Genomic DNA, 12,690 nt, shown 5'->3' on the forward strand with positions numbered 1-12,690 from the left:
AAATGAACCCCATGATGAAGCTGGAATGGATAACGAAAACATGCAAAGAGATGCTGCTAGAATATGAGCCTGCTCAAAAACAAGGCACGAAGCTTTATTTTGCTGGCGTTGGGGACCGCGATGTTTACAATATTACTGCTCCATTCTTGAATGAGGGGGAGCTGTATATTGCCGGCCGTGTGGAAGATCGCCATTCGGAGGAATCCGAGATTATCTTCTTTACATGCAAAGATGGGATATGGACTCCGAAGCTGGATTTGCCTAAGTTTCAGCTGCAGGATCCCTTTATTACGAAAATTAACGGCGAATGGATCTTCGACGGTGTGCATCTTTATTTTGACTCTGAAACATCGAGGTCGATCATAGGCTGGAAAACTGTGCTTTACCGAGGGAAAAATTTGCATGAGCTTGTACATGCTGCAACAGGCCCTTGGAACATGAAGGATATTCGCTTAACACAATTATCTGATGGGAAGATCGGTATTTTTTCGAGACCATTTGGGATTGAAGGCACGAGAGCTGTAATCGGCTTTAGCATCATTGATTCCTTTGAGGAGTTGTCGGAAACAGCTATTATTAAAGCTCCATTGTTTCGTGATCAATTTCTAAAGGATGAATGGGGAGGGGCAAATGAAATTCATTTGCTCAAAAATGGGCATCTCGGCGTATTAGGCCACATCTCTTATACGGATGAGGATTCCAATCTTCATTATCATGCGATGTCATTTGTTCTCAATCCTTGGACGAGAGAGAAGTCACCGGTCAAAATCATAGCAACAAGAAGCGACTTCCCTGAGGGCCCGGCTAAACGCCCGAATTTAGTTGATGTAATCTTCAGTGGTGGACTGGTTCGCAAGGCTAACAACCGAGCGGAGCTCTATGTGGGAGTTAGTGACACGGAGGCGCATCACATCGATATTGCAGACCCGTTCACGGAGTACGAAGCGATGAAGCAAGATGAAGCTGAAAGCTAAAGCTGGCTTCTAGTCTAAGGGCGAATGGTAACACGCGTGCCAATAGGCACTATTTTGGACAAGGCGAGTACATCATCGTTAAACATTCGGATGCAGCCGTGTGAGACGATATGTCCGATGGAAGAAGGATCGTTTGTGCCATGGATGCCATAATGCGGCTTTGAGAGCCCCATCCAAAAGGCGCCGAACGGTCCGCCGGGATTGGGCTGCTTATTAATAATCGTAAATTCACCTGTAGGCGTTTGAGTTACCATTTTGCCGATGCCAACGGGAAAAGCTTGAGTGACGACGTCGTCATCCAGCAGATAGAGCTGACGATCGGAAAGATCGATGATAATACGGTAGTCGGGCATGGGGGACTCACTCCTTTTCTCCTATGTTATGTAGAGCGGTAGCGGTTTGCTTCAAAGATTTAGGCGCGCCCAAAAAAAGAGCCCAAAGGATGTGTCCTAGGGCTCTTTGGTCATTTTATTTTATAGTAAATAACTCTAGCAATATTCTGCCTCGCCCTCGTTTTCCCTCGCATTGTTTATGCGCTTGTTTTACATCTGCTAGAGAATAGACAGTGTTGATCTCTGCTTTGATCGTTCCATCTGCAATGAGTTGAGCAAGCTGTTCAAGGTTAGCATGAGTAGGGAACTTTGTGTTGAATGTAGCAGTTACATTAAACGCCTTGGCTTTTTCTTTGGAGGGAAGCTGCGTTAGTGCGACCAATCTGCCGCCTTGTTTAATAACAGACCATGAATGATCTTCTGTAGTTCCACCGACTGCATCAACGACAAGATCGACATTATGAACTACGCTCTCAAAAGCTGTAGTCGTGTAATCAATGACTTGGTCTGCACCGAGCGACTGAATATAGTCTATATTTCCTGTGGATGCCGTTCCGATGACAGTGGCGCCTTTCCACTTGGCCAACTGCACTGCAAAATGCCCCACACCGCCAGCAGCAGCATGGATAAGTACGGTCTGTCCTGCGCCTAGCTCTCCTTCTGAAAATAAAGCTTTCCAAGCGGTGTCAGCTCCGCCTCTAATGGTAGCAGCCTCTTTCAGCGAGAGTCTGTCTGGCATATGCACCAGCTCTTTTGGCTCAGCAATCGCATACTCTGCATAAGCTCCTTTTACAGAGCCAAATACGCGATCACCTGCTTTAAACTCGCTTACAGCGGAACCGACAGTGTCTATGACACCGGACATGATTGTGCCTGGAATATAGGGAAAGGTTTGCGGAAATCTGGCGTGCATCCAGCCATTTCGGATTTTGTAATCGACAGGGACAATTCCTGCATAATGAACACGTATAAGAACCTCATTATCTTTTGGGACAGGAACGGGGATGCTCTCAAGCTGCAGCACCTCTTCATTGCCATATTGATATACTCGTATTGCTTGCATCGCTTGATCCGACATAGGGAAGCAGCTCCTTTAATTTTTTTATATCGTTCAAATGCTCGGCTATTTGTATATGAGTTAAATGTACCTTGATGCTATTAATGAAGCAAGCAGGCACTTTTTTGCGAATCGTAACGATTCCTTAAGATTAGCTTGCTCAGCTTCTATGGTACAATAAAAGTAATAGATGAATGAACATCATGATTTTTCTTAAAGAGGTGCAGTTTATGATCCTAGTAAGCTCTTGTTTAGCAGGGTATGAGGTAAGATATAATGCAACGCATAGTGTAAATGAAATCATCCAACAATTGGTGCAGCAAAAGAAAGCCATTGCTGTATGTCCTGAATTGCTGGGCGGTTTCTCTACTCCACGAGAATCAGCTGAAATTGTTGGCGGCGACGGCGATGATGTGTTGAACGGTACAGCTAGAGTAGTAGAGAAATCGGGCAGGGACGTAACGGCGATGTATGTGGATGGTGCACACATTACGCTAAAAAAAGCGAAGGATGTAAATGCGGAAGTGATTGTACTTATAATGGAGAGTTTAAAGGCAATAAGAGAACTGGAAATGGGGTTACGACCGCCCTGCTTAGAAGAAACGGCATAAGAGTGATATCCGAAGAGCAGCTTGGGGAATTTTTAGTGGAAATGAGTTTCTAGTAGAAATAAATATTTGAAAAATAATAGAGTCATAAATAAAAAGGAGCCTCCTAGGAGGCCCCGTCTTTCGTGTTTAGTGACCTGATGATTCGTGGTCGTTGGATAGCTTAAGTACGTCAAATACTTTGAACAATAGACTAAGTATAATAGCTACTACGGTTGCAAGCGCCATCCCAGTAAGCGAGAAGTCGCCGATTGTAAGCTTTACGCCGCTAAGTCCAGTCACAAGAACGACGGTTGTCAAAAACAGGTTGGTCGGTTTGCTGTAATCCACTTTGGATTCAACGAGCATCCGGAAGCCGGAAGCAGCGATAACACCGAACAGCAGCAAGGATACACCGCCCATAACTGGCGTTGGAATTCCGGAAATAAGTGCAGAGAATTTACCAGAGAATGAAAGGACGATCGCAATGACAGCCGCGCCGCCAATGACAAAGGTGGAGTAAACCTTTGTGATCGCTAGAACACCAATATTTTCGCCATAGGTCGTGTTCGGCGTAGAGCCTACAAAACCTGATAGAATGGTGGAAATACCGTTGCCCAGCATGGAGCGGTGCAGACCTGGGTCCTTCGATAGATCTTTGTCTACGATATTGCCTGTAACAACCAAATGCCCAATATGCTCGGCAATGACGACAAGCGACGCAGGTGCAATCGCAATAATCGCCGACCAGTGGAACTCAGGGAAAGTGAAATGCGGCAATTGAACAAAGCTATTCTCAGCGAGTTTGCTGAAATCAGTGAAGCCCATGAAATGAGCGAGTACATAACCTGTAGTAATACCGATCAGAATCGGAATAATGCGCATGAATCCACGGAATAAGACGGAACCTAGCACCGTAACGGCAAGGGTGACGGTAGATAAGATTACGATTTTTGGATCCGGGCTCCATACGACGGCAGGATCGGCATCAGTCGGAATAATCCAGCCTGCCATCCGAGCAGCAACTGGAATGAGCTCTAAACCGATAATCGCGACGATTGCCCCCATCGCTGCTGGAGGAAATACAACATTGATCCAGCCGGTGCCTGCTGCTTGGATGATGAGAGCGACAATCGTAAAGATAACGCCTGAAATAATAAATCCGCCTAATGCGGCTGCATAGCTGCCTCCGCCCACTTGATCGCCGATTACAGCGCCTGCTGGAGCGAGAAATGCAAAGCTGGAACCGAGATATGCTGGAATCTTATTGTTGCATATCCAAAGATAAAGAAGTGTTCCGATTCCGTTCATAAGCAAACAAATTGCCGGATCAACACCGAGTATATTCGGTACGAGCACGGTAGAGCCGAACATAGCAAATAAATGCTGCAAGCTTAGCAGTGCGCTTTGCAGAGCAGGCGGTCTTTCATGAACCCCAATTGCTTTTTTCATGAGAATAAGCTCCTTCAATTTAATAGGTTGTCTATTTTTGACCCTTGTTGATTCTACATAGTGAAGCGGGGTTTGACAAGTGTTTTCTTATCATACGCTGGTCATATACGAATACATTAATGAAGAAGGGGAGGTGAAAGGATGGAATTGTGGGTGATATGGCTTATTCTCGCTGGCATACTGATCGTCGTGGAAATGCTGACGCTTACATTTTATTTGCTTTGGCTTGCGATTGGTGCCATAGTCGCTGCTGTCATTGATTGGTTTTGGCCGGGCTCATTTGTCGTGGAGCTGGTGGCTGGGTGTATTATTGTCCTTATCTTAACTATCTTCACTGGTCCAATTACTCGTCGTTTCCATTCCTCAAAAGGTTTTAAGGATGCCGTGGACGAGCTCGTCGGCAAACAAGGAATTGTGCTTGAGGATATTGCGGCAGATGTACCCGGTATCGTCAAGGTGGGAAACGAAACGTGGAGTGCAGCATCGAATGAACGGTTATTGAAGGGTGATACGGTTAGGGTTGTCAGTCGCGGAAGTGCAGTGCTTCAAGTTGAGAAATGGGGAGGCTAACTAGATATGGGTTATATTATTGCTATTATTTTATTGGTTATCGTTGTCGTGTTTGTATCATTATCGATCAAAATCGTACCTCAGCAAAGGATAGGCGTTGTCGAGCGCCTAGGGAAGTTTAATCGGCTGCTTACGCCGGGGGTTAATATTCTAATTCCGATTATTGATCATGTACGAACGTATCATGATTTGCGTATTCAACAGGCGAACGTTCCGCCGCAAACGGTCATTACGAAGGATAACGTACAGGTCAAAATCGATACGATTATTTTTTATCAAGTGACCGGCCCAGAACAGGCTACATATGGCATATCTGATTATGTATACGGGGTGCGAAATATAAGCACAGCTACGATGAGGCAAATTATTGGTAAAATGGAGCTTGATGAAACCTTATCAGGCCGCGAGAAAATATCGACCGACATTCGAATTGCCCTTGATGAAGCGACAGAGAAGTGGGGCGTGCGCATCGAGCGTGTAGAGGTCATTGATATTCAGCCGCCAGCGGACATTCAAGATGCAATGGATAAGCAAATGAAGGCGGAGCGAAGCAAACGAGCAATGGTGCTTGATGCAGAAGCGGCGAAGCAGGATATGATCTTGYGGGCAGAGGGCGACAAGCAAAGTAAAATATTGAAGGCTGAAGGCGATAAGGAAGCCAGAATCCGTCAAGCGGAGGGTCAACGCCATGCGCAGGAGCTGGAAGCGCTTGGCGAAGCGAAGGCTATTCAATCCATTGCAGAAGCTGAGAAAAATCGAATTGAGCTTATACGCTCTGCGGGACTAGATGAGAATGTGCTGACGTACCGCTCACTCGAGGCGTTATCCGATATCGCTCAGGGAGCTGCGAATAAGGTTTTCATTCCAACACGGGCAATCGATACACTTGGCAGCATTGGAGCCATTGGGGAAATGCTTAAAGCGAGCAAATAAATATAGTGATTACAAAAAATGTCTCAGGAGCAGTGTATTCTGCTTTTGGGATATTTTTTTTGCAATCCGATATTATATTTTTCTAAAGTCAGTGGGTTTGCAGTACGAATCATAACATTCTTGGATAGTTCAACATGAGATTCCCCCTTAAACTTAAAAAGAAAGCGCTTTATATTAAACGAGTAAGAGGAGGAAATAATGTTGAGTAGATTTAAATTCAAGAAAGGTTGGTCCATTATTTTTGCATTGCTTGTGTTATTCCAAACGGCGGTCGGTGCGAATACGACAGTTGCTGAGGCGCAGACGCCGGTTGCTGCTGTAAACAGCCAATCCTATGAGGCTGAGGCAGCCATTAATCAGCTTAGCGGTAAAGCAGAAGTTAAGGACTGCGAGCTTGCGGCAGGCTGCTCAGGCAATAAGCTGGTAGGCAGTCTGTGGGGCGGTTCTGCTTTGCAGTTCAACGCTGTGAATGTGGATACTAAAGGGATCTATACGATGACGGTGCATTACATATCGGGCGATCCGAGATCACTAGCCATCAGTGTGAACGGAGGCGGAACCGATCATTATGATTTGCCGAAAACGGCAGATTGGAGCACGCGAGGGACTTACGAGATCCAGCTGGAGCTTCGTCAAGGCGAGAACGTCATTCGTTTCGATGATGAAGGCGGATACGCGCCGGATATTGACAAGATCGAGCTGAAATTGCTGAATGCTGTTCCGGGCACAGATCCGAATGAACCGCCTGCTGGAAGCGGACAAGTGTATGAAGCGGAAGGACCGGACAATAAGCTAGCCGGCAATTCTGCTGTAAAATCCTGCAAAGCGGAAACGGAATGCTCCGGTGGAAAAAAGGTAGGCGACATTTGGGGCGGATCAACGCTGCTTTTCCAAAAGGTTGCTGCTCCAGCAGAGGGGATCTATACCTTGAAGGTGAGCTATATTTCCGGCGATCCTCGGTCATTTTCCATTCGTGTGAACAATAGCGAGAAAGAGACCTATTCCCCGCCTGCGACTGCAAACTGGGATACGGTTGGTGTGTTCAGTATTGAGGTACAGCTGCAAGCGGGCAGCAATACCATTTTATTTGATGATGACGGCGGATGGTCGCCGGATATTGATAAAATCGAAATCATCAGCTCGCAGGCACCGGGTGAAAATCCGGGTGATGTGGATGGGATCGGCAATATTGGCAAGCAAATCGATTCCAGCAAATTTGGCTCGATTAAAGTGGAGCAGCATAAGTCAGGCGTCACTTTAACAAACGGCGTCTACAAAATCATTTATAACACAGAGTCTGGACTTTCAGCGTTCGAATGGAACAACAAGACGATAGCCAAAGGATTGTACAGCAGTATCCAATTGGACAAGCAGCTCGACAGCAAAAACTACGCTGAGCATTTGTTCTCCATGAAAAAAGTTGAAAAAATAAATGACGGTCATGGCAAAGGCATTCGGGTAACGATTGAGAATCGTGAGTCCGGCCTGCCGACGATGAAGCAAATTTATCAAATCTATGAGCGTTTGCCTTATTTTCTTATTAGTCAACAAGTAACGGGTAAAGACATGCTCAGCACAAATGATATGGCTCCTCTTGTCCTTAATGCCAAGGGTGGAATCGATATTGGAAGCTACTCGGATAATAGGGTGCTGGTCGCTCCGTTCGATAATGACGCGTGGTCTAGATACCAAGCGCGGACGATGAATACTAGTCTGAACAACAATAACTATGTCAGCTCAGAATTGACAGCTATTTATGATAATACTAGCCGAAATGGATTGGTTATTGGTTCAGTCACACATGACAAATGGAAAACAGGAATCTATTGGAGCGGTTCTGATAATCGTTTAAACAAGCTTAAGGTATACGGCGGTTTCTCTTCCCCTACCTCGACACATGATACGATTCCACATGGAAAGGTAACGGGAACGACGATTACTTCGCCGCAAATTCTCGTTGGCTACTATGCCGACTACCGCCAGGGCCTTGAGAGCTTCGGTCAAGCGAACGCTGCAGTTGCGCCGCCGCTTGCATTTAAGCACGGTGTGCCAAAGGGTGTGCCTGTGGGCTGGAACAGCTGGGGCGCATATGAAAGTGATTTAAGCTACGATAAAGTAGTCGCTGTGTCTGATTTCTTCAAGAAAAATTTGCAGAAAAATTCCTTCTCGAACAAAGGCAATGTTTATATTAATTTGGACTCCTATTGGGATAATCTGTCCGAGGAGCAGCTGAAGCAAGCAGTTAAGGTTATTAACAAAAATGGGCAAAAAGCCGGCATTTATTATGGCCCTTTTGTTTATTGGGGCGATAACATGAGTCAGGTCGTAGAGGGTACAGACGGGAAATACACGTATGGAGATATTATTTTGCGGGATCAAAGCGGTAGCCCGCTGCCGAAAGTAGACGGCGCCTACGCGATCGATCCGACTCATCCGGGTTCTAAGCAGCGGATTGAATATTATTTCAAACGGTTTCTTGATTACGGATATGAGTATATTAAAATCGATTTCCTAAGCCATGGCTCCTTCGAGGGCAAACATTATGACCCTAATGTTCAAACGGGCATTCAGGCTTACAATCAAGGCATGGCTCATATCAATAAGGTGCTTGGCGGAAAAATGTTCATCAGCGCCTCTATTGCTCCTTTATTTCCGAGTCAATACGCCCACGCAAGACGGATCTCATGCGATATTGACGGCTCACTGAGCCGCACGGAATATCAGCTAAACAACCTTACCTATGGCTGGTGGCAGAACGGAACGATCTATCCGTATACCGATCCAGATTATATGACGCTTGTGAAGGGCGGTTCGTTTGATGCTGCGCAGTCTCGGGTCAATTCAGCGGCTATTTCCGGTACTGTATTTCTAAACTCAGACGATGTCAGCAATCCGGCAGCACAAGAATTGATGAAGAAGCTGCTCACTAACAAGCAAGTTAATGAGGTTGCACTTAAAGGTCAGGCGTTCAAGCCAGTAGAGGGCAACACAGGTACAGGGGCTGCGGATACATTCATCATGCAAGAAGGGAAAGATTACTACCTTGCTGTATTTAACTATACGAATGCCCCTGTGTCGAAAACAGTAGATTTTGCGCGTGTTGGCATTCCATCGTCCTCCAAAGTAAAAGTTACGGACCTATGGACGAATGCATCCAGTCAGGCAGCAGGTCAACTTAAGGTTGACTTGAATGGCGCGCAATCGAAGCTTTACAAAATTACCGTAAAATAAACCAGCAGCAAGAATCATGACTAAGCAGCTATGGCTGTGAAACCGAAAAATCCCTCAAGCAATAGTGCTTGAGGGATTTTTTATTGTCTAGCATTTTAACGTCCAGGAATTTTTATCGTTACCGTCGTGCCAATTCCGAGCCTGCTGTAAATAGAGACGCCATATGATTCGCCGTACAAAAGTTTAATTCGATTGTCGACGTTGCGAATGCCATAACCAGACAAGTTGTCGCTGCTAACCGGCAGCTCTTCTCCGCTATGGCCGCGCATATGCATGCCCATGCCGTCATCGATGACTTTGAGAATGATATCATGGCCGTCGCGATATGCTTTTAACATAATGTTAATTCCGAGCGTGTCGTCCCAAATGGCATGGTTCATCGCGTTTTCAACGAATGGCTGCAGCGTCAGCTTTACGATTGGGCAGGGCAGCACAGATTCTTCGATTTGATAATGCACGCGAATGAGTTCGCCGAATCTTACCTGCTGGATGGCAACGTAGTAGCGGGTAAGCTGAATTTCTTCATGGATTGAAAGTTTGTTTTTCCCTTTGTTGAGCGAGATCCGGTAAAACTTTGCTAGATCCGTAACCATTTTGTTCATTCGCTGATCAGAATTTCGAATGGCAAGCGACGATATGGAGGCGAGTGTATTGTACAAAAAATGCGGATTAATTTGCGCTTGCAGCACATTCATCTCGGCTTCTCGCTTATCGATTTCTTTCTTGTATACGTCGGAAATTAAATTGCTGAGCCGCTGCGCCATCTTCCGCAGCACATTTCCGATTTGGCCAATTTCATCGCGTCCAAGCGGCCTCATGTCGAAGAGATCGAACTCCTCTCTTTCGATGCGCCGGATCATGCCGACTAAATAATCGACGCGTTTCGTAAATTGTCTGGCTGTGGCGTAGATGAACAGCGTCATAAGCCCAAAGCTGATTAACGCAAAAATTAAAATCCGCTTAGCTGTTTTATTCGCCTTGGTAAGGAAGCTGCTGTAAGGGACTAGCGAGATGCTTTTCCAACCGAATTTGGTCGTATTATATACGACAAGCATTTTTTCTCCATTAAAGCTGCTGTCGAATCTTCCTTCTCTAGCGCTCGGAAATTTTTCCTTCACAAATTGATTAAGCGGACGATTTAACATGTTTTTGTCCTTAGCGGACATAATAAGGCCGCTATCATTAACGATTAATATCGTTTTCTCTGATGTTTCTTTCTCCATCAAACGGAAAATATCCGATTCCAAAATGTTGATGGTCAAAATCCCATAGGCATTGTCTAGATTGCTAATATTAAGCATGCGTGTCAGCGTAAACATGGAAGGCTGGTCAACAACAGGGGGCGTTGCTACAAACCGAACATTTCCGTAGCTGTTAAGCAATGAGCGGTACGTAGTTGACCGTTTGAACGCATCATCCATTCGTTTAATGTAAATGCCGTCAGCTGGAAGCGAATCGTTATTAATATAAATAGACATGGAATGAATATCTGGATTTGTAGTCAGCATATTCGAAAAGGTGTTATTAATGTATTGATAGGCATCAACAAACAGAGACGGCTCCTCTGTATAGTTATTCGTTAAGTAAGCGCGCAGCGAATTGTTTAAATAAAGATTTGCTGATAGCTTTGTGTACGTATCCAGCTTATTTTCTAGATTTGAATTGATTTGAGCAACAGACGCAACGGAGTTCGTGTACATTTGGTCAGAAAGCTCGCTCTTAATCGTCTGATAAGAATATAGAACAAAAAACACTAAAGGAATAATGGCCCCGAGTAAAAACATGACAAACAGCTTTTCTCTTAGCCGCAAATTGTTAAAAGGCCTCGTCAGCCAGCCGGTTACCTTTTTCATGCACTCTCACTCCAGCCTATAGATACATTTTCCGAAACTCATTAGGTGTACTGCCTTTGTGCCTATGGAAGATGGAGCAAAAATAAGAGACGTTCTCATACCCGACGCTGTGAGCGACCTCACGCACCTTAAGGGATTTGTCCTTTAACAAGTCAGCTGCCCGGTTCATACGAACCTTCGTTATATAATCAAGAATCGTCTCACCCATTTTTTCTTTAAAAATGCTTCGAATATAGTTGGGTGATAAGTAGACCTCCTTGGCAATCTCCTCGACTGTAAGCGGCAAATGATACCTTTCGTTAATAAGCTTAACGATTTGGTCGGCTATGGCCTGATTGCGGTCAACATCTCTTTCGCTTAAAGTCTTTCTTATTTCTTCGCAGAAGTGCATGACATAAGCTTGAATCTGTGAGGATGAGCTCATCGACGAAATTTCCTTCCAATGGTCCACAAGCAGCAAGTCCTTGAGCGAGCCTGCAAGCAGCATGGAGAAATGCTGCTCTAATGCAGCCATTAGCCGAATAATGGCTCGGATAGTGAAATTTCGATGGATACGTTCCACGCGAATCGTTGAGAAGAGCGCTTCTAACTGCATGGTTACCTGCTTGGCGTCTCCTGACTGCAAGGCGGAAGCAAGCCGAGCTGCAAGCTGCTCGCCATCATCATCCGTTTGTTTGGTAGGCAATAAATCATCCGGCGTTATAACGGCTCCGCCGAGCTTGAAAAACTTCTCCTCATTGCAAGCTCGCGCCTGCAAGTAGGCATCCCAAATAAGATCAAACCCGATATGCGGCGCGGACAATCCTATCGTAATTTGTGCGCCGAAGGAGAGGGAGAGCTCCTCTCGGAACTTCTCCCAGAAATCCATTGCAGCTTTTGCGGCTCTCTGCTCATTGCGCCATTGAAAGAGAACGAATAAAGCATGCGGCTCGCTTTCAACAACAATAAAGGAATCGAGATATTGTCGGACAATAGTCCGCATGAGCTCCACTCTATCGGGAGAGGCTTCGCTTGCTGGCTGTGCCGAAATAGGATAGTCTGCCGGCGCATCTATCGTTGCATAAAAGGCTGCAAACTCCCTGTTTGCACTGAAATCGGATGAGCTAAGCTCCCATTTCCGAATCCAATCCTTTCGCTTCTCTTCATTCGGCTCGCGTATAATACGGGTCATCCATTTTTCACGCAGCCATTCTCCGCCCTGATCTGACAACTGTTCCTCCTCGCATTTTTTCTTTACCTTCTCAATTAACGCAATCAGCTCCTCCATATCTATCGGTTTTAACAAGTAGCCAGTCGCCTCAATGTTCAGCGCTGCCTTAATATACTGAAACTCGTTATGTCCGCTCAAAAATATGATTTTTACGTTCTTATCGATTTGTTTTGCTCTTCTTCCGAATTCCAGCCCGTCCATAATGGGCATGCGGACATCTGTCAAAATAATGTCAGGCTTTAACTCAGAGAGCTTGCTAAGCGCTTCCTTGCCATTTCGCGCCGTTCCCGCGACCGTAATGCCGATTTTGTCCCATGGCACATAATGCTCCATCGTTTCGAGCTCAATGGCTTCATCATCCACTATCAAAATGCTGTACATGCTTGTTCCCACCTTTTATCATGTATCTGTTTTTGAATGTTTATTTAGTTTATCTGCAATACCGCATTTCAACAATGGAGCATATGGAAGTGTGTCGTTTTGAGTTACAA

General features: G+C 45.4%; 9 protein-coding genes and 1 pseudogene. 5 read left to right on the forward strand and 5 right to left on the reverse strand.

Features of this window, described 5'->3' with window-relative positions:
- Positions 1 to 11: 11 nt before the first annotated feature.
- Positions 12 to 974, forward strand: coding sequence for a DUF1861 family protein (locus tag AB4Z50_RS04995; protein ID WP_441876880.1), 963 nt, complete (start codon positions 12 to 14; stop codon positions 972 to 974).
- A 14-nt stretch (positions 975 to 988) separates the two neighbouring features.
- Here AB4Z50_RS04995 and AB4Z50_RS05000 read toward each other — a convergent pair whose 3' ends face one another.
- Both AB4Z50_RS05000 and AB4Z50_RS05005 read right to left on the reverse strand, forming a co-directional pair.
- Positions 989 to 1,327 (reverse strand): L,D-transpeptidase, encoded by a 339-nt coding sequence (locus AB4Z50_RS05000; protein WP_441876427.1) that lies wholly within the window; start codon positions 1,325 to 1,327, stop codon positions 989 to 991.
- Positions 1,328 to 1,442: 115 nt separating this feature from the next.
- Positions 1,443 to 2,384, reverse strand: coding sequence for an NADP-dependent oxidoreductase (locus tag AB4Z50_RS05005; protein ID WP_441876430.1), 942 nt, complete (start codon positions 2,382 to 2,384; stop codon positions 1,443 to 1,445).
- A 209-nt stretch (positions 2,385 to 2,593) separates the two neighbouring features.
- Here AB4Z50_RS05005 and AB4Z50_RS05010 point away from each other — a divergent pair.
- A pseudogene (locus AB4Z50_RS05010) lies at positions 2,594 to 3,027 on the forward strand (DUF523 domain-containing protein).
- A 73-nt stretch (positions 3,028 to 3,100) separates the two neighbouring features.
- On the opposite strand, the gene uraA reads toward AB4Z50_RS05010, so the two are convergent.
- Entirely contained in the window at positions 3,101 to 4,402 is a 1,302-nt protein-coding gene (gene uraA / locus AB4Z50_RS05015; protein WP_339204559.1) for a uracil permease, read from the reverse strand.
- Positions 4,403 to 4,543: 141 nt separating this feature from the next.
- Here uraA and AB4Z50_RS05020 point away from each other — a divergent pair, with 141 nt between their 5' ends.
- The 3 genes from AB4Z50_RS05020 (at position 4,544) to AB4Z50_RS05030 (ending at position 9,136) form a co-directional block, all read left to right on the forward strand.
- On the forward strand, positions 4,544 to 4,972 hold the full coding sequence (locus tag AB4Z50_RS05020; RefSeq protein WP_339204558.1) for an NfeD family protein: 429 nt from the start codon (positions 4,544 to 4,546) through the stop codon (positions 4,970 to 4,972).
- 6 nt (positions 4,973 to 4,978) lie between these two features.
- Positions 4,979 to 5,905 carry an SPFH domain-containing protein gene (locus AB4Z50_RS05025; RefSeq protein WP_441876435.1) on the forward strand — a complete coding sequence of 309 codons (927 nt, stop codon included), beginning with the start codon at positions 4,979 to 4,981 and terminating at the stop codon, positions 5,903 to 5,905.
- A gap of 201 nt (positions 5,906 to 6,106) precedes the next feature.
- Positions 6,107 to 9,136 (forward strand): carbohydrate-binding protein, encoded by a 3,030-nt coding sequence (locus tag AB4Z50_RS05030; RefSeq protein WP_441876438.1) that lies wholly within the window; start codon positions 6,107 to 6,109, stop codon positions 9,134 to 9,136.
- A gap of 95 nt (positions 9,137 to 9,231) precedes the next feature.
- Here the strand turns inward: AB4Z50_RS05030 and AB4Z50_RS05035 are convergent, their stop codons facing one another.
- Together AB4Z50_RS05035 and AB4Z50_RS05040 are read right to left on the reverse strand one after the other, a co-directional pair.
- Positions 9,232 to 10,989 carry a sensor histidine kinase gene (locus AB4Z50_RS05035; RefSeq protein ID WP_441876441.1) on the reverse strand — a complete coding sequence of 586 codons (1,758 nt, stop codon included), beginning with the start codon at positions 10,987 to 10,989 and terminating at the stop codon, positions 9,232 to 9,234.
- Positions 10,990 to 11,005: 16 nt separating this feature from the next.
- On the reverse strand, positions 11,006 to 12,580 hold the full coding sequence (locus tag AB4Z50_RS05040) for a response regulator transcription factor (RefSeq protein ID WP_441876444.1): 1,575 nt from the start codon (positions 12,578 to 12,580) through the stop codon (positions 11,006 to 11,008).
- Positions 12,581 to 12,690 lie beyond the last annotated feature (110 nt).

Source organism: Paenibacillus sp. 2TAB26 (assembly GCF_052115145.1).
In the GTDB taxonomy this organism is placed as follows: domain Bacteria; phylum Bacillota; class Bacilli; order Paenibacillales; family Paenibacillaceae; genus Pristimantibacillus.